14 protein-coding genes are annotated in these 18,230 nt (G+C 72.8%); 11 read left to right on the forward strand and 3 right to left on the reverse strand.

The window, feature by feature from the left end; translation table 11 throughout:
* Nucleotides 1–270: 270 nt before the first annotated feature.
* From rpsB to ACTFAP_RS23010, 10 genes are all read left to right on the forward strand, one after another.
* The gene (rpsB, locus tag ACTFAP_RS22965) at nt 271–1,158 is read left to right on the forward strand and encodes a 30S ribosomal protein S2 (RefSeq protein WP_386534777.1); all 888 of its coding nucleotides are present in this window, start codon (nt 271–273) and stop codon (nt 1,156–1,158) included.
* A 51-nt stretch (nt 1,159–1,209) separates the two neighbouring features.
* Nucleotides 1,210–2,055 carry a translation elongation factor Ts gene (gene tsf / locus ACTFAP_RS22970; protein ID WP_030738302.1) on the forward strand — a complete coding sequence of 282 codons (846 nt, stop codon included), beginning with the start codon at nt 1,210–1,212 and terminating at the stop codon, nt 2,053–2,055.
* A gap of 191 nt (nt 2,056–2,246) precedes the next feature.
* Complete coding sequence (pyrH, locus tag ACTFAP_RS22975) at nt 2,247–3,017, forward strand: UMP kinase (protein ID WP_030738299.1); 771 nt, start codon at nt 2,247–2,249, stop codon at nt 3,015–3,017.
* A gap of 44 nt (nt 3,018–3,061) precedes the next feature.
* Nucleotides 3,062–3,619, forward strand: coding sequence for a ribosome recycling factor (frr, locus tag ACTFAP_RS22980; RefSeq protein WP_030738298.1), 558 nt, complete (start codon nt 3,062–3,064; stop codon nt 3,617–3,619).
* A gap of 81 nt (nt 3,620–3,700) precedes the next feature.
* Complete coding sequence (locus ACTFAP_RS22985) at nt 3,701–4,735, forward strand: phosphatidate cytidylyltransferase (protein WP_495682161.1); 1,035 nt, start codon at nt 3,701–3,703, stop codon at nt 4,733–4,735.
* Between the two features lie 35 nt (nt 4,736–4,770).
* Nucleotides 4,771–5,877 carry a dual-specificity RNA methyltransferase RlmN gene (gene rlmN, locus ACTFAP_RS22990; RefSeq protein WP_500467288.1) on the forward strand — a complete coding sequence of 369 codons (1,107 nt, stop codon included), beginning with the start codon at nt 4,771–4,773 and terminating at the stop codon, nt 5,875–5,877.
* Nucleotides 5,878–6,113: 236 nt separating this feature from the next.
* Nucleotides 6,114–7,202 (forward strand): thiamine ABC transporter substrate-binding protein, encoded by a 1,089-nt coding sequence (locus ACTFAP_RS22995; protein ID WP_500467289.1) that lies wholly within the window; start codon nt 6,114–6,116, stop codon nt 7,200–7,202.
* Between the two features lie 86 nt (nt 7,203–7,288).
* Nucleotides 7,289–8,911 (forward strand): ABC transporter permease, encoded by a 1,623-nt coding sequence (locus ACTFAP_RS23000; RefSeq protein ID WP_500467290.1) that lies wholly within the window; start codon nt 7,289–7,291, stop codon nt 8,909–8,911.
* Between the two features lie 14 nt (nt 8,912–8,925).
* Nucleotides 8,926–9,969: an ABC transporter ATP-binding protein gene (locus tag ACTFAP_RS23005; protein ID WP_500467291.1), complete on the forward strand. Its 1,044-nt coding sequence runs from the start codon at nt 8,926–8,928 to the stop codon at nt 9,967–9,969.
* Between the two features lie 75 nt (nt 9,970–10,044).
* A complete protein-coding gene (locus ACTFAP_RS23010) occupies nt 10,045–11,619 on the forward strand; it encodes a family 10 glycosylhydrolase (protein ID WP_500467292.1) in 1,575 nt (524 codons plus the stop codon).
* Between the two features lie 43 nt (nt 11,620–11,662).
* Here ACTFAP_RS23010 and ACTFAP_RS23015 read toward each other — a convergent pair whose 3' ends face one another.
* Both ACTFAP_RS23015 and ACTFAP_RS23020 read right to left on the reverse strand, forming a co-directional pair.
* Nucleotides 11,663–12,880 (reverse strand): hypothetical protein, encoded by a 1,218-nt coding sequence (locus ACTFAP_RS23015; RefSeq protein ID WP_495682166.1) that lies wholly within the window; start codon nt 12,878–12,880, stop codon nt 11,663–11,665.
* Nucleotides 12,862–13,569: an ABC transporter ATP-binding protein gene (locus ACTFAP_RS23020; RefSeq protein ID WP_390123783.1), complete on the reverse strand. Its 708-nt coding sequence runs from the start codon at nt 13,567–13,569 to the stop codon at nt 12,862–12,864. The genes ACTFAP_RS23015 and ACTFAP_RS23020 overlap by 19 nt, the downstream gene beginning before the upstream one ends.
* A gap of 387 nt (nt 13,570–13,956) precedes the next feature.
* On the opposite strand from ACTFAP_RS23020, the gene ACTFAP_RS23025 reads away from it, so the two are divergent.
* Complete coding sequence (locus ACTFAP_RS23025; RefSeq protein WP_495682167.1) at nt 13,957–15,390, forward strand: aminobutyraldehyde dehydrogenase; 1,434 nt, start codon at nt 13,957–13,959, stop codon at nt 15,388–15,390.
* Nucleotides 15,391–15,468: 78 nt separating this feature from the next.
* Here ACTFAP_RS23025 and ACTFAP_RS23030 read toward each other — a convergent pair whose 3' ends face one another.
* Nucleotides 15,469–18,210 carry a hypothetical protein gene (locus tag ACTFAP_RS23030; RefSeq protein ID WP_500467293.1) on the reverse strand — a complete coding sequence of 914 codons (2,742 nt, stop codon included), beginning with the start codon at nt 18,208–18,210 and terminating at the stop codon, nt 15,469–15,471.
* Between the last annotated feature and the right edge of the window lie 20 nt (nt 18,211–18,230).

The following is an 18,230-nucleotide window of genomic DNA, read 5'->3' on the forward strand; positions in this document are numbered from 1 at the left end:
GGCCCGGGGGCGGCCGGGACAGCGGCCGATGGGCTGTCGCCCCGCATGCCCGGGGTCCCGTACACTTCTGGTGGCGATCCGGGGACCCGGATCGACCTCGCATGCCCCGCCACCGCCGCGTCCCGGCCTCGCAGCCGAAGCGCTGAGGTGGCCGCGACTCTCGGTCCGCGGGACGGCCTTCACCGGCTTCCCCGGCACAGCGCGCAGGGGCGTCAGGAGCGCCGGCCGCCCGGCCGGTGCTGACAACCGAGTACCACGAGGAGAACGGCCATGGCCGTCGTCACGATGCGGGAGCTGCTGGAGAGCGGCGTCCACTTCGGGCACCAGACCCGCCGCTGGAACCCGAAGATGAAGCGCTTCATCTTCACCGAGCGCAACGGCATCTACATCATCGACCTGCTCCAGTCGCTGTCGTACATCGACCGCGCCTACGAGTTCGTCAAGGAGACCGTCGCCCACGGCGGCACGGTCATGTTCGTCGGCACCAAGAAGCAGGCCCAGCAGGCCATCGCGGAGCAGGCGACCCGGGTTGGCATGCCCTTCGTCAACCAGCGCTGGCTCGGCGGCATGCTCACCAACTTCTCCACCGTGCACAAGCGCCTCCAGCGCCTCAAGGAGCTGGAGCAGATCGACTTCGAGGACGTGGCCGCCTCCGGCCTGACCAAGAAGGAACTGCTCGTCCTCTCCCGCGAGAAGGCCAAGCTGGAGAAGACCCTGGGCGGTATCCGCGACATGCAGAAGGTGCCCAGCGCCGTCTGGATCGTGGACACCAAGAAGGAGCACATCGCCGTCGGCGAGGCCCGCAAGCTCAACATCCCGGTGGTCGCGATCCTCGACACCAACTGCGACCCGGACGAGGTCGACTACAAGATCCCCGGCAACGACGACGCGATCCGCTCCGTCACGCTGCTCACCCGGGTCATCGCCGACGCCGTCGCCGAGGGCCTGATCTCCCGCTCCGGTGCCGCCGAGGCGGCCAAGGGCGGCGAGAAGGCGGCCGCCGAGCCGCTGCCCGAGTGGGAGCGCGAGCTGCTGGAGCGCGGTGAGTCCGCCGAGGCCAAGGCCGAGGACAAGCCCGCCGAGCAGGCCCCCGCCGAGGCCGCCCCCGAGGCTGCCCCCGAGGCCCCCGCGGCGGACACCCCCGCCGAGCAGGGCTGACGCGAGCCGCAGAGCGATTCATCGACATTCCGGGAAGAGAATCAGACAACCATGGCGAACTACACCGCCGCTGACGTCAAGAAGCTCCGTGAGCTGACCGGCGCCGGCATGATGGACTGCAAGAAGGCGCTGGACGAGGCCGAGGGCAACGTCGACAAGGCCGTTGAGATCCTGCGCGTCAAGGGCCAGAAGGGTGTGGCCAAGCGTGAGAGCCGCACCACCGAGAACGGCGCCGTCACTTCGCTGATCTCCGACGACGCCACCTCCGGTGTGCTGGTCGAGCTCAAGTGCGAGACGGACTTCGTCGCCAAGGGCGAGAAGTTCCAGGCCGCCCTCGCCACCATCGCGCAGCACGTCTCCGCGACCGCCCCCGCGGACCTGGAGACCCTGCTGGCCTCGGAGATCGAGCCCGGCAAGTCCGTGCAGGCGTACGTCGACGAGGCCAACGCGACCCTGGGCGAGAAGATCGTTCTCGACCGCTTCGCGCGCTTCACCGGCGGCTACGTCGGCTCCTACCTGCACCGCACCAACCCCGACCTGCCGCCGCAGGTGGGTGTGCTGGTGGAGCTGGCCGAGGCCGGCGACCAGGCGGCCCAGGTGGTCAAGGACGTCGCGCAGCACATCGCCGCGTTCGGCCCGCGCTACCTGTCCCGCGAGGACGTGCCCGCCGAGCTGGTCGACTCCGAGCGTCGCGTCGCCGAGGCGACCGCCCGCGAGGAGGGCAAGCCCGAGGCCGCCCTGGCGCGCATCGTCGAGGGCCGGGTGAACGGCTTCTACAAGGAGAACGTCCTCCTTGACCAGGCCTTCGCCAAGGACAACAAGAAGACGGTGCAGAAGGTCCTGACCGAGGCGGGCGCCACGGTCAAGAACTTCGCCCGCTTCCGCGTCGGCGCCTGATCACGGAATCCGTCCCGCGCCATCGGCGGCGGACGGGACCGCGCCCGGCTATTGTCGGGGGCGGCAGGCCGTACGGCCGAGCCGGGTCAGGACCCGGCCGGCCGCAGTTGTGACGAGGAGGCCATTGCCGAACAGGACCGTCAAGGATCCACGGGCAATGGCCTCCTCAGCATGCGCACGAGGAGATTTCCATGAACCAGGGCGCCGCCGCCGCCGAGAGGACGGACGGCAAGGACGTCACACCTCCCCGCTTTCTCCTGAAGCTTTCGGGAGAGGCATTCGCGGGCAATGGAGGGCTCGGCGTCGACCCCGACATCGTCCACAAGATGGCGCGGGAGATCGCCGCCGTGGTCCGGGACGGTGCTCAGATCGCCGTGGTCATCGGCGGCGGAAACTTCTTCCGCGGGGCCGAACTCCAGCAGCGCGGCATGGACCGGGCCAGGTCCGACTACATGGGCATGCTGGGCACGGTGATGAACTGCCTCGCGCTCCAGGACTTCCTGGAGAAGGAGGGCATCGACTCCCGGGTGCAGACGGCGATCACCATGGGGCAGGTCGCCGAGCCGTACATTCCGCTGCGTGCGGTGCGGCACCTGGAGAAGGGCCGGGTCGTCATCTTCGGAGCCGGCATGGGCATGCCCTACTTCTCCACCGACACCACGGCCGCCCAGCGTGCGCTGGAGATCAACGCCGAGGCGCTGCTGATGGGCAAGAACGGGGTCGACGGAGTCTACGATTCCGACCCGGCCAAGAACCCTGACGCGGTGAAGTACGACGCCCTCGACTACGGCGAGGTCATCACGCGCGATCTGCGGGTCGCCGATGCCACGGCCATCACGCTGTGTCGGGACAATTCGCTCCCCATTCTGGTCTTCGAACTGCTGGCCGAAGGCAATATCGCCCGCGCCGTAAAGGGTGAGAAGATCGGCACGCTCGTGAACAGCCAGGGCCGACGGGCCTGACCGCCCGTCACGTCACGTCATACACATCGAACCAGGAGCACGTGGTGATCGAAGAAGCCCTCCTCGAGGCTGAGGAGAAGATGGAGAAGGCAGTCGTCGTCGCCAAGGAGGATCTGGCCGCGATCCGTACCGGCCGTGCCCACCCGGCGATGTTCAACAAGATCGTGGCCGAGTACTACGGCGCGATGACCCCGATCAACCAGCTGGCCTCGTTCTCGGTGCCCGAGGCCCGGATGGCGGTGGTGACCCCGTTCGACAAGACCGCGCTGCGCAACATCGAGCAGGCAATCCGCGACTCGGACCTGGGCGTCAACCCCACCAACGACGGTCACATCATCCGGGTGGTCCTTCCCGAACTGAGCGAGGAACGGCGCCGGGACTACATCAAGGTCGCCAAGACCAAGGGCGAGGACGCCAAGATCTCGATCCGCGGGGTGCGCCGCAAGGCCAAGGAATCGATCGACAAGTCCGTCAAGGACGGCGAGGTCGGCGAGGACGAGGGCCGGCGGGCGGAGAAGGAACTGGACGACACCACCAGCAAGTACGTCGCCCAGGTCGATGAGCTGCTCAAGCACAAGGAAGCCGAGCTGCTCGAAATCTGAGCGCCGGGCGGCGTCCCCACGTCGCCGCTCCCGTTGTCACTCCGCACCGCCGCCACCGAAGGACGAAGGACACCGCCACCCGTGAACGAACCATCCTGGCGCCCGCCCCAGCCCGCCGCCGGTTACGGGGAACCGCCGGCGAACGCCCGTCCCCACGCGGCGGGTCACGAGGGTGAGAGCCGGGGCCACGGGCGTGACGGGGCGGGCACTCCACCCGCCTCCGCCGCGCCGGCGGGGTCCGCGCCGGGCGTCGCCGCGGGTGGCGGCGGCCCCCAGGGGCAGGGCGGATCGGGCGGCGGCAAGCGGGCGGGACGCGACCTGCGGGCCGCCGTCGGGGTGGGGCTGGCGCTGGGCGCGGTGATCATCGCCTCGCTCTTCATCTACAAGCCGGTCTTCCTCGGCGTGATAGCGGTCGCCGTCATGGTCGGCGTGTGGGAGCTGTGCTCCCGGCTCGCCGAGCGCAAGCAGATCCAGGTGCCCATGGTGCCGCTGGCGATCGGCGGCGCCGCCATCGTGGTGGCGGGGTACCTGCGCGGTGCGGCGGGGGCCTGGGTGGCCCTGGGGCTGACGGTGCTCGTGGTGCTGCTGTGGCGGATGGCGTTCTCGCCCGAGACCTACCTGCGGGACGCCACCGCGTCGGTCTTCGCCGCGTTCTACGTTCCCTTCCTGGCCGCGTTCGTGGCACTCATGCTCGCCGCCGACGACGGCGCGTGGCGGGTGCTGACCTTCCTGGTGCTGGTGGTGCTCAGCGACACCGGCGCCTACGCCGTCGGCTGGCGGCTGGGCCGGCGCAAGCTCGCCCCCCGCATCAGCCCCGGCAAGACCCTGGAAGGGCTGGCGGGCGCCATCTCCTTCGCGATGGTGGGCGGCGCCCTGTGCTTCGCCTTCCTCATCGAGGACGCCGTGTGGTGGCAGGGCCTGCTGATGGGGCTCGCCGTCGCCATCTGCGCCACGCTCGGTGACCTGGGCGAGTCCATGATCAAGCGCGATCTGGGCATCAAGGACATGGGCACACTGCTGCCGGGCCACGGCGGCATCATGGACCGGCTCGACTCGCTGCTGCCCACCGCTCCCGTGGCCTGGCTGCTCTACCTGGCCTTCACCGGCGCCGGGTGAGCCCACGCGGGTGAATCTGCGACACTGGCAGAACCATGCCTAAGCCCGGAGAACTCACCTTTGTCGCGCCCCGCGGAGCCAAGAAGCCGCCGCGCCACCTCGCCGATCTGACCCCCGCGGAGCGCCGCGAGGCGGTGGCCGCCCTCGGCGAGAAGCCGTTCCGCGCCCAGCAGCTGTCGCGGCACTACTTCGCCCGCCTCACCGATGACCCGGCCGCCTGGACGGACGTCCCGGCCGCCGCCCGGGAGCGGCTGGCGAGCGGGCTGCTGCCGCAGCTGATGACGGTGGTCCGGCACATCAGCTGCGACGACGGCGCCACCCGCAAGACCCTGTGGCGGCTGCACGACGGGACACTGGTGGAGTCCGTGCTGATGCGGTACCCGGACCGGGTCACCATGTGCATCTCCTCACAGGCCGGCTGCGGCATGAACTGCCCGTTCTGCGCCACCGGCCAGGCCGGGCTCGACCGCAATCTGTCCACCGCCGAGATCGTGCACCAGATCGTGGACGGGATGCGCGCACTGCGGGACGGCGAGGTACCCGGCGGCCCGGCGCGGCTGTCGAACATCGTCTTCATGGGCATGGGCGAGCCGCTGGCCAACTACAACCGCGTCATCGGCGCGATCCGCCGGCTGACCGACCCCGAGCCGGACGGCATCGGGCTCTCCCAGCGCGGCATCACCGTCTCCACCGTCGGTCTGGTCCCGGCGATGCGACGGTTCGCCGACGAGGGGCTGAGCTGCCGGCTGGCGGTCTCGCTGCACGCCCCGGACGACGAGCTGCGCGACACCCTGGTGCCGGTGAACACCCGCTGGAAGGTCCGTGAGGTCCTGGACGCGGCGTGGGAGTACGCGGAGCGCTCCGGGCGCCGCATCTCCATCGAGTACGCACTGATCAGGGACATCAACGACCAGGCGTGGCGCGCCGATCTGCTCGGCAAGATGCTGCGCGGACACCGGGCGCACGTCAACCTCATCCCGCTGAACCCGACGCCCGGCTCGAAGTGGACGGCCTCCCGCCCCGAGGACGAGGCGGCGTTCGTCGAGGCCCTTCAGGCGCAGGGGGTGCCGGTCACCGTACGGGACACCCGTGGCCAGGAGATCGAGGGCGCCTGCGGACAGCTGGCGGCGGCGGAGCGATAGCGGCGGTCCCGGGCGGTCCGGGCCGGTCCGGTCGGTCTTCAGCGGTCCGGGCGGTTCTGTCCGGACCTGCTGCTATCGTGACGTCGAACAAACGCATTACTCCGACAGGGGAGCGCTCGCAGCGCTGAGAGTGCGGCACCAGGCCGCAGACCCTCGAACCTCGCCCAGGTCATGCTGGGTAGGAAGTCGATGTCTCTCGTGCTGCCCGCGTGTGCCCTCCTTGAGAAAGCAGCACGATGACGCGCAGCAGTGCCCGCCGGATCGCGGCGGCCCTCGCCCTCCCCGTGGCGGCGGTGACCCTGACCGCCTGCGGAAGCGGCGGAGACTCCGACGGCTCCGGCAGCTCCGGCGGCGAGCAGGTCACCCTCGTCACCCACGACTCGTTCAACGTCTCGCCCGAGGTGCTGGAGAAATTCACCGAGCAGACCGGCTACCGCGTCCAGGTGCTGCGCGCGGGTGACGCCGGGGTGATGGTCAACCAGGCGGTGCTCTCCAAGAACAACCCGCAGGGCGATGTGCTCTTCGGGGTCGACAACACCCTGCTCTCCCGCGCTCTGGACGAGGGCGTGTTCACCCCGTACGAGGCGGCCGGCCTCGACGCGGTCCCCGGGACGTACCAGCTGGACGCGGGTGAGCACCGGGTGACGCCCGTCGACAGCGGCGACATCTGCGTCAACTACGACCGCGCGTACTTCGCCGAGCACGACCTGGCACCGCCGCAGGACCTCGACGACCTCATCGACCCCGCGTACCGGGACCTCCTCGTGGTGCAGAACGCCGCCACCTCCTCGCCCGGCCTCGGCTTCCTGCTGGGCACCGTCGCGGCCTACGGGGACGACGGCTGGCAGGAGTACTGGCAGGCGCTGCGCGACAACGGTGTGGAGGTCGTCGACGGCTGGGAGCAGGCGTACAACGAGCGCTTCTCCGGCGCGGGCGGCGGCGCGGGTGACCGGCCGCTGGTGGTCTCCTACGCCTCCAGCCCGCCCGCCGAGGTCATCTACGGCGAGGGCGAGCTGCCCGAGGAAGGTCCGACCGGGGTGTCGAGCGGTACCTGCTTCCGGCAGATCGAGTTCGCCGGGCTGCTGGCCGGGGCCGGCAATCCCGAGGGTGGCCAGGCGCTGCTCGACTTCCTGATCGGCCTGGACTTCCAGGAGGACCTGCCGCTGCAGATGTTCGTCAACCCGGTGCACCCCGACGCCGAACTGCCGCAGGAGTTCGTCACCTACGGCGAGACGATCGAGACGCCGCTGACGATGGAGCCGCAGCGGATCGCGGAGCACCGTGAGGACTGGGTGTCGACGTGGACCTCGCTGGTCATCAGGTAGTTCGCGAACAGGAGGCGGCGGAGCACGATCCGCCGCCCGCCCCGTCCTCCCCGGCGGCCCCCCGGGCGCGGCGCCGTTCCACCGCTGTGCGGCTGGCCCTGCTGGCGGTGCCGCTGGTCTTCTTCGCGCTGTTCTTCGCCTACCCGGTCGCCGCCATCATCGGCCGCGGACTGCGCGACGGCGGAGCCTGGCAACTCGGTCCGGCCGCCGAGGTGCTCTCGGACCCCGGCATCCGCAAGGTGCTGTGGTTCACGCTGTGGCAGGCCGCCGCCTCCACCGCCCTCACCCTCGCCCTCGCGCTGCCCGGCGCGTACGTCTTCGCCCGGCTCGACTTCCCCGGCAAACGGCTGCTGCACGCCGCCGTCACCGTGCCCTTCGTGCTGCCCACCGTGGTGGCCGGCGCCGCCTTCCTGGCGCTCCTGGGCCGCGGCGGATTGCTGGAGGACCTGTGGGGGATACGCCTGGACACCACCGTGTGGGCGATCCTGCTGGCGCACGTGTTCTTCAACTACGCGGTGGTGGTCCGCACCGTGGGCGGGCTGTGGGCACAGCTCGATCCCCGCCAGGAGGAGGCCGCCCGCGTCCTGGGTGCGAGCCCGGCGGCGGCCTGGCGGCGGGTCACCCTCCCGGCGCTGGCCCCGGCCGTGGCCTCCGCCACGCTGATGGTCTTTCTCTTCACCTTCACCTCCTTCGGCGTCGTGCAGATCCTCGGCGGGCCCCGCTACGCCACGCTGGAGGTGGAGATCTACCGGCAGACCGCGCAACTGCTCGACCTGCCGACCGCGGCCGTGCTCACGCTGCTCCAGTTCGCGGCGGTCGGTGCGCTATTGCTCGTGCACGCGCGCACCGTACGCCGCGCCGAGACCTCGCTGCGGCTGGTGGACGCGGGTTCCGCGGCGCACCGGCCGCGCGGCGCCGCCCAGTGGTCGCTGCTCGCCGGGGTCCTGCTCTCCATCGCGCTGCTGCTCCTGCTGCCGCTCGCGGTGCTGGTCGAACGGTCCCTGTCCGGTCCCGACGGCTATGGCTTCGCCTATTACCGGGCGCTGACCAATACGGACAGCGGCACCTTCGTGGTGGCACCGTGGGAGGCCATCGGGCACTCCCTGGCGTACGGCGCGGTGGCCACGCTCATCGCCCTGACCGTGGGCGGGCTGGCCGCCGCCGCGCTCACCCGGCGGGCCGGCCGCTTCACCCGGGGCTTCGACGCCCTGCTGATGCTGCCGCTGGGCACCTCGGCGGTCACCGTGGGCTTCGGCTTCCTGATCGCGCTCGACGAACCGCCGCTGGACCTGCGGTCCTCGTGGATCCTGGTGCCGCTCGCCCAGGCACTGGTCGGAGTCCCGTTCGTCGTGCGGGTGCTGCTGCCCGTCCTGCGCGCGGTCGACGACCGGCTGCGGGAGGCGGCGGCGGTGCTGGGCGCCTCCCCGCTGCGGGTGTGGCGGGAGGTCGATCTGCCGCTGGTGCGGCGGGCGGCGCTGGTCGCGGCGGGGTTCGCGTTCGCCGTGTCCCTGGGCGAGTTCGGCGCCACGGTCTTCATCGCCCGGGCCGACACCCCCACGCTGCCGGTCGCGGTGGCCCGGCTGCTGGGGCGCGCCGGGGAACTCAACTACGGGCAGGCGATGGCCCTGTCCACCATTCTCATGCTGGTGTGCGCCGCCACGCTGCTGCTCCTGGAGCGGCTGCGCCCCGGCCGTACGGGGGAGCTGTGAAGGAAGACAACCCGATGCCTCTGCTGAGCCTGGACGGGCTGACCGTACGGTTCGGCGCGCACGCCGCGCTGGACGCCGTCGACCTCGCCGTCGCCGAACGCGAGATCGTGAGTGTGCTGGGTCCCAGCGGCAGTGGCAAGTCCACGCTGCTGCGGGCGGTCGCCGGGCTGCGGCCCGCCGACGCCGGCACGGTCACGCTCGGCGGGCAGGACCAGTCGGCGGTGCCCACCCACCGCCGCGGCCTGGGGCTGATGTTCCAGGACCATCAGCTGTTCCCGCAGCGGGACGTGGGGGGCAACATCGCCTTCGGCCTGCGGATGCGCGGCGTACCGCGGCACGCGGCGGCGCGGCGGGTGGCGGAACTCCTCGACCTGGTCGGGCTGCCGGACGCCGCCGGCCGGTCGGTGGGTTCGCTGTCCGGGGGAGAGCAGCAGCGGGTGGCGCTCGCCCGCGCGCTGGCGCCGAGCCCCCGGCTGCTGATGCTGGACGAACCGCTCGGTCAGCTGGACCGGGGGCTGCGGGAGCGCCTGGTGGTGGAGTTGCGGCAGTTGTTCCGGAAACTGGGCACCACCGTGCTGGCGGTCACCCACGATCAGGGGGAGGCGTTCGCGCTCGCGGACCGGGTCGTGGTGATGGGGGCCGGCCGGATCGCCCAGAGCGGCAGCCCGGCCGAGGTGTGGCAGCGTCCGGCCTCGGAGTTCGTCGCGCGGTTCCTCGGCTTCCGCAATGTGACGGAGGCGACCGTACGGGGCGGAACGGCGCAGACCCCGTGGGGCGAGGTGCCGGTGCCCGCCGGGACCCCCGAGGGCGTGGGGCAACTGCTCATCCGCCCCTCCGGCGTGGGTCTGGCGGGTGAGGGCAGCGGTCCGCGCTGCACGGTCGCCGCGCGCACGTTCCGCGGCGAGCGGGTGGTGCTGCTCCTGGATCCCGAGCGCGGCCCGCGACTGGAAGCGTCCGTACCGCTGCGGCTGGCGCCGGCGGAGGGCGAGCGGGTGACGCTCGTCTTCGATCCGCGCGAGGTGGTGCCGCTGGCGGGTGCCGAACCCGGCGACGGGTGAAAGTTTCTGTCTGTACGTCGGCCGGGCGGCGAAGTAAATTGTCGGCGTCCGGTCAACAACCCCTGGAGGGGCCGTATGAGACGGATCGTCGCCACCTGGCTTGTCGCGCTGAGTCTGCTGCTGGGCAGCGTCGCGCTGGCCGGCCCCGCCCGCGCCGAGCAGGATGTCCCCGAACAGTGGCGCAGCTACTGGGTCGACGCCTTCAACGACGGCATCTACACCCCTGATCAGGTCAGCACCCTGGTCGAGGACGCCAGCGCCGTCAACGCCAACGTGCTCATCGTCCAGACCGCCCGCCGCTACGACTGCTTCTGCAACCGGGCGCTGTACCCGCGCACCGACGCCGCGATCGCCCCCGCCCCGTACGACCCGCTGGACGAGGTCATCGCCCAGGCGCACGCGGCGGGGCTCCAGGTGCACGCCTGGGTCAACGTCAACACATTGTGGAACAGCGCCACCCCGCCCCGCGCCGCCGACCATGTCTTCAACCGGCACGGGCCCACCGCGCAGGGCCGCGACCGCTGGCTGAACAAGAAGGCGGACGGCACCGAACTCCAGGGCGTCAACGCCTACATCGACCCGGGGCACCCGGACGCCGCCGCGTACATCGTGGACGCCATCCGTTCCCTCGTCCGCCAGTACGACGTGGACGGCATCAACCTCGACTACATCCGCTACCCCGACGGCAGCTCCACCACCACCCACAGCGACTGGGGGTACAACGAGGTCGCGCTGGAGCGCTTCCGGCAGGCCACCGGGCGCACCGGCACCCCCGCGCCCGACGACGCGCGGTGGAGCGAGTGGCGCCGGGACCAGATCACCTCCCTGGTGCGGCGGATCTACCTCGGCATGTGGGAGGAGGATCCGGCGGCGCGGCTGTCCGTCAACGCCATCACGTACGGTTTCGGCCCCCAGTCGGTGGGCGGCTGGGAGGCGACGCGCACCTACGCGGAGGTGCTCCAGGACTGGTCCGGCTGGCTGGCGGAGGGCATCACCGACACCGTGGTCACCATGAACTACAAGCGGGACTGGAACCCCGACCAGGCGCGGATGTACAGCGAGTGGACCGAGTTCCTGGCCGACTCACAGGCCGGGCGGCAAGGGGTGACCGGGCCCGCGCTCTACCTCAACCCGGTCGAGGGCAGTTTGGCGCAGGTGCGCGAGGCGCTCACGCCGACCGCCTCCGGCAATGTGGCGGCCGGCTGGAGCGGCTACTCCTACGCCTCGCCGAGCATGGACGTGGCGGCCGACGGAGCGGCGGCGGAACGGGAACGGCTCACCGCCGCGCTCACCACCGGCCCCGACGCCCCCTTCGCCGATCCGGCCGCCGTACCCGGCATGGCGTGGAAGGAGGCGCCGCGGGACGGACATGTGACGGGTCAGCTGGCGCTGCGCGACGGTACGCCGCTGGATCAGGCCCGGATCACGCTGCGGCCGCTCGGTGGCTCGGGCGGCGGGGGCGCGCCGCAGGCGGTCCGTACGGTGACGGACGGCTCCGGCTGGTTCGGGTTCGTGCACGCGGCCCCGGGGCGCTATCTGCTGACGGTCGATCTGCCCTCGGGGGTGGTGGGCGTCCCGGTCTCCGCGGTCGAGGTGCGCGAGGGCCGTATCACCCAGGCGCCGTTCGGCCCGTTCTGGCAGGTGCGCTGACCCGTCCTTCCGGTTGGCCGCGGCCCGCGCCGCGGCCAACCGGCTACGCGCGGATCGGCAGCACCAGCGTCTGGAAGACCAGCCAGCTGAGCGGTGCGAACACCAGCAGCAGCGCCGCCAGTCGCAGCAGCGCCGCGCGGCGGATCAGCGCGCGGGGCGCGCCGAGCCGCAGCAGTGAGGTGGTCGCCGCGGCCCGCGCGGTGCGGGACTCGTGCACCGCCGCCGCGATCGTGCCCAGCGCGCACACCAGCACGATGCCGGTACCCAGCGCGCTGAGCGGCCCGAACAGCCGCGGTCCGTCGAGATGGAGCGCCGCCAGCGCCGCCGCCAGTGCCACGCACAGCGCCCCCAGGGGATGGCCCAGCCGCTCCGCCTCGCTCTGCAGGACGCGCCCCGCCAGCAGGCGCAGTGCGCCCGGCCGGCCCACCGCCAGCATCCTGCCGCACAGATGGGTGAGGGAGGGCGCCGCCACGATGACGCCGGTGGCGATCAGCAGCCAGCCCGCGACCACGCCGGGCGTCAGCCCGCTGAGCGCGCCCGGCAGGGTCAGCGCCCCCTCCGCGTCGCTCGGCGGCCGCTCCGTGAAGCCGGCGTAGCCGCTGAACGCGATCCCGGCCCCGATCAGGGCCGCCCCCCAGGGCAGCCCGGTGGGCACCTGCACCGGCTCCTCGGCCGGCCCGGTCGCCGTGGCGGAGGGAGCGGTGGGGGGCGCGGGCGGCGGGGGCAGGGGTGCGGAGTGCCGTACCGGCGCCGTCCTGCCGCGCAGCGCGAGCGCGCTGGCGACGGCGGCGGCAGCGGGGACGATCGTCAGCAGGGTCAGCGCGGCGGCCAGGGGCAGCGGCCGGTCCGCCGCGAGCAGGCCGGCCGCCGCCCCGTCGAAGGGCATACCCGAGATGTCGCCGCGCAGATGCAGGAAGACCAGCAGGGCGAGCGCGCTGCCCAACAGCGCGGCGACCGCCGTGGACACCGCCGCCAGCATCGGCAGCCGGGCCGGTCCCAGGCCCGCCGAGTCGAGTCCCGAACGCGGCCGTCCCGCCGGATCCGCGCGGGCCACCGCCACCGCCAGTTGGACCGTCGCGGCGATCGGCAGCACGCACCAGGCCAGCCGCAGCACCGCCTGGTCGCCGTCCCCGGGGTGGGCGCTGGCCCAGCCCAGGCCGCTGAGCAGCAGGAACCCGACCCCGCCGGCCGTCGCCGCGAGCAGCAGCCGGCGGGCGAGGGCCAGCGGCCGCGAGCCGCGGGCTAGGCGGAGAGCGAGCATGCCGGCTCGGCCGTCGAGTCGGGCTGGCGGCCGTCGAGCAGAGTGAGGGTGCGGTCGGCGAGCGTGGCGACCTCCGGATCGTGGGTGGCCAGCACGACGGTGATGCCGTGGGACCGTCCGGCGCTGGTCAGGGTGCGCAGCGCCTGGGCGCGGTCGGCCTGGTGCAGCGGCGCGGTGGGTTCGTCCGCGAAGACCACGTCCGGGGTGTGGACCAGGGCGCGGGCGATGGCGATCCGCTGCCGCTGCGCCTGGAGCAGTGCGGCGGGGCGCTTGCGGGCGCAGTCGCGCACATCCAGGCGTTCCAGCCACTCCAGCGCGGCGCGTTTGGCGGCGCGGTGGCCGGTGCCGGTGAGCAGCAGCGGCAGGGCGGCGTTCTCCCAGGCGGTCAGCTCGGGAACCAGGTGCGGGCGGTCGCCCACCCAGCCGAACTTGTCGCGGCGCAGCCGCTCGCGGGAGGTGGGGGTGAGGGTGTGGACGGGCATGCCGCTGAACCAGACCTCGCCGCCGGCGGGCACCAGTTGCCCGGACAGACAGCCCAGGAGCGTGGTCTTGCCGCAGCCCCGGGGGCCGGTGACGGCCACGATCTCGCCTTCCTGGATGCCCAGGGAGACCCCGAGCAATGCCGGGGATCCGCCGTGGGAGTAGTGCAGGTCGCGCGCCCACAGCACATCGTCGTCGGGTGGGGCCATCCTTGCCGGGACCTCCGCTCATGGGGTCTGATTCCCCCCGGCCGGGTGAACGTGTGGCCGGGGTATCGGTCACAGGGGCTGCTGCCGCCGGAGCGGCGATGCTAACAACGCGGGGCGGCGAATCAGGACATAGCGGAGCGGGTCGGCGAGGCGCGCGGCCGGTCGTACGGATGGGGGTTCGGTCGCGGTCGCGGTGGGGGCCGGACGGGGGAAGCCGGATGCGGGTGACCGCAAAATCTCCCTCGTTCATGTCATGTGTTCGACGTTTTTCCCGATGAGGCGCGGTGTCGGGTGTGGATTTCTCGACTGCGGCGGTGTTGCCACAGGGGCCTGCGGGCATAGGGTGAGGTGTCCCGCCCTCCCCAGGACAGTGAGCAGGAGGCTGTTGTGACCACCGAACCGCGTCGGCTGCGCAACTACATCGGCGGTACGTACCGCGATGCCCACGACGGGCGCACCACCGAGGTGGTCGATCCCGTGACGGGGGCCCCGTACGCCCTGGCCCCGCTCTCCGGGCGGGCCGATGTGGACGATGCCATGGCCGCCGCCGAGGCCGCGTTCCCCGCCTGGCGGGACGCCACCCCCGCCACCCGCCAGCTGGCGCTGCTGAAGATCGCCGACGCCTTCGAACGGCACGCGGACGAACTGCTGGCCATCGAGTGCGAGAACACCGGTAAGCCGCTGGAACTGACCCGGCAGGAAGAACTGCCGATGATGCTGGAGCAGATCCGCTTCTTCGCCGGTGCCGCGCGCATGCTGGAGGGCAAGTCCGCCGGGGAGTACATGGCCGGCATGACCTCCTTCGTACGCCGCGAACCCGTGGGCGTGTGCGCCCAGGTGGCGCCCTGGAACTACCCGATCATGATGGCGGTGTGGAAGTTCGCCCCGGCCCTGGCGGCGGGCAACACCGTGGTGCTCAAGCCCTCGGACACCACGCCGGCCTCCACGGTGTACGCCGCCGGGTTGATGGGGGAGATCCTGCCGCCCGGCGTTCTCAACGTGGTCTGCGGCGACCGCGACACCGGCCGGCTGATGGTGGATCACCCCACCCCCGCCATGGTGTCGATCACCGGCTCGGTACGGGCCGGCGGTGAGGTGGCGGCCGGCGCGGCCGCCGGACTCAAGCGGGTGCACCTGGAGCTGGGCGGCAAGGCGCCCTGCCTGGTCTTCGAGGACGCCGATCTCCAGGCGGCGGTGTCGGGCATCCGGGACGGCGGCTTCTTCAACGCCGGGCAGGACTGCACGGCCGCCACCCGGGTCCTGGTGCACGAGTCGCTGCACGACGACTTCGTCGCCGCGCTCACCAAGGCGACGCAGGAGGTCAAGACCGGCGACGTGACCGACCCCGACTGCTTCTACGGACCGCTCAACAGCGCCGCGCACCTCGCGAAGGTGGCCGGCTTCATCGAGCGGCTCCCCGCCCACGCGCGGATCGAGACCGGCGGCAAGCAGGTCGGCGACCGCGGATACTTCTACGCCCCGACCGTGATCAGCGGACTGCGCCAGGACGACGAGATCATCCAGCAGGAGGTCTTCGGCCCGGTCATCACCGTGCAGAAGTTCACCGACGAGGCCGAGGGCGTGCGGTGGGCCAACGACGTCGAGTACGGCCTGGCCTCCTCCGTGTGGACCAAGGACCACTCGCGGGCGATGCGGCTCTCCAAGGAGCTGGAGTTCGGCTGCGTGTGGATCAACACCCACATCCCGCTGGTCGGCGAGATGCCGCACGGCGGCTTCAAGAAGTCCGGCTACGGCAAGGACCTCTCCGCGTACGGCATGGAGGACTACACCCGCGTCAAGCACGTGATGACCGCGTTGTGAGGCCATGACCGCCGCCGGCCGCCGCGCCCCCGATCGTTTCGGTGCGCGGCGGCCGGCGGCGTCCGCCCGTGCGGGCGGTCAGGAATCCCGCGCCAGGACGTCCCGCAGCCGGCGGGTCTCGGTCAGGAGCCGGGTGGAGCCCGGCCGCGCGGCGTACTCGGTCAGGGCGGGAATCTCCCCGCCCGCCCCGGCCCAGGCGGCGCATTCGGTGCCCAGCGCCACCAGATCCGCCAGTCGGTGCGGCGGATCGGCCAGCGTGGACGGCAGCGCCGCCGCCACCGCGTCCCAGATCTCCCGGTAGGCACCGGATCCGGCCGCCTCCCGCAGGGCCGGCACCACCCTGCTGAGCTTGACCTCGCCCTGCCGGGCGCGGGCCGCCAGTTCGGCGCCCAGCGTCGCGCCGTCCAGCCGCCGCCCCGCCGCCAGGGCCAGCAGCGCGTCCACCGCGACCGCACGGTCCTCGGCGCGGGTCGCGCTCAGGGTCAGGGTGATCGCGAGCAGCAGGACCGGCCCACCGGAGCCGGGCGTCTCCGCCAGCGCGGCGATCATGCCGGAACCCTCGTTCGACCTGTTGTCCACCAGCTCGGGCAGCGCGGACACCACGAACGCCGCCATCAGCTCCGGCTGGGCCGGCCACAGCGCGGGCCAGCAACTGGCCAGCTGCGCCCTCGGATACAGGGGACGCCGGACATCGGGCGGCGTGGTGAGCCACGACAGCAGGGCGTCGCTCCCCGCCGCCGGGACGCCGGAGCGCGCGGGCACCGCGGCGGGCCGCAGCCCGATGGCGCGCAGACCTCGCGGCCGTTGCACCGTCGCCCGCGCGGCGCCGAAGCTCAGCCAGTCCGCCAGCCGGTCCCCGGCCGGGCTGCCGATGGCGTTCGCGTGCTCCGCGAGCCGCGGCTCCGGCTCCGGCGCGAGCCGCAGCAGCGCCAGCTGGAGGTCGTACTCCCAGGGTGTCCATCCCGCACGCGCCGCCCGCTCCAGACGCTCCGTCAGCCGGGCCGCCGCCAGCGTGCCGTCGGGCTCCGTGGGGGTGGCCACCAGCATCGGCACCGGCGCGTGCGCCAGGCCGAACGTGATCTCCCGCAGCCGGTGCAGCAGCACCCGCACCGGCCCGGGGCAGCGCTCGGCGTTGGTGCGCCACTGGCCCAGCCGGGTGCCGAAGAAGGGGTCCGGGTCGGGGGCCTCTTCCGCCGCGGCGTGCCCGTAGAACCGCCGGAGCCCGCTGTCCCGCCGCCGCACCGCCCCGGTCGCCGCGCCCAGCAGATCGCGCAGCTCGCCGAGCGGATCGGTGTACGAGCGCAGATACGACTCGCTCTCCCCGAGACCGATGCCGTGCCGGTCGAGCACGGGCGTCAGCGCGGCGATCAGCCCCGGCCGGTCCTCGTGCGCGGCGGACACCACGGCCGCCAGCACCCGCTCCAGCGCCGGCGGATCCACCTCGGCGCGATGCGAGAACCGTACGCCGTCGCTCATCACCGACAGCAACTGCGCCGTCTCCTCGGCCAGCTCCGCGAGCGAGCCGATCGGCGCGCGCGAGGTCCGCGCCGGCGGCGCGGGCGGGGGCGGCGGCGGTGCGCCGTCCGGCGCGCTGACCTCGATGCCCAGCGCCGGACCCAGCACCGTGCGCAGATCCGCCGGCAGGGACTCCGCCCGCACCGACAGTTCCTCGGCGGCGGCCGGGGTCAGCACCCCGGCGTGCCGCACCACCAGCCGGGTGGCCCGCTGCGCGACCTGCGTGGAGGAGTGGGCGAAAGCCGCGCCCGCCGCCGTCAGCAGGGCCGCCGCGTGCTCCGGATGCCGCGGAACGGCCTTGGCCAGCCAGGACAGCTGGGCGTCCGCCAGCTTCCGCTCGGGCCGGAACAGCACCACCTCGGTGATCTCGCACAGCTCACCCGCCGTGAACCGTTCCGCCTCCTCCAGGCGGCGCAGCTCCGCCTGCGCCAGTGCCGCCACCGCGGACGGCGCGTCGGACAGCAGCAGGGTCAGCTCCCGCACCCGCCCGGCGGCCTCCGCCGTCGTCACCTCCAGCAGCGTGTACAGCCGCAGAGGTCCGCGCAGATCCCCCGCCCGGCCGCCGCCGCGCAGCAGCCGGCGCAGCACGCCGTCCAGCAGGACGGCGCGGGGCAGCGCGCCGCCGTCGCCGTCGGCGGCCGCCACCAGCCGCTGGGCGAACGGCCCGTTCTCCAGCAGCTCGCCCACCTCGTCCACCGCGAACAGCAGCGGCACCATCGCCTTCAGCAGCGGGTCCTTCCCCAGCCCCGCCGCGGCGACGTCCCGGTTGTGGCTCCGGTGCACCCACGAGCGCACCAGCTCGGCGCGGGGCGGCGGCGTCACGCCGGTCTCGGCCAGCAGATCGAGCACGGCCAGCCGGCAGTCCGTCCGGGTGGCGTCGTCGACCCGCGCCGCCAGCCGCTCGGTCAGCTCCCGCAGCCACGGCGCCTCCCGTTCCCGCAGCAGCTCCAGCTCCGCCGTGAAGCCCTCCCGGTAGGGGCCCTGGAAGAACCGCCGGTCGGTCAGCCAGCGCGCCAGTTCCTCCGGGCCGCGCAGCACCCCCGCGCCGGCCAGCCGCAGCGCCGGGCCCCGGTCGTACACCAACTGGCGGCGCCCCTGGGCCGCGCGCCGCTCCCGTGCCCCGCGGCCCCACAGCCACTGATCCGCCTCATCGCGCTCCTGCTCCCACCGCCGGCGGTACGCCCTCAGCGGCTTGACCATGGACCGCCGCTCCCGGTCGCCCAGCCCCGAGACCGCCGCCCGCACCGCCGCGTGGTCGGCGGCCTCCAGCGCCTTCTCCAGAAGGCTGAACGCGTCATCCGTCATGATCCCGCTTCTCCCCAGCC

The organism is Streptomyces sp. PH9007 (assembly GCF_059813725.1).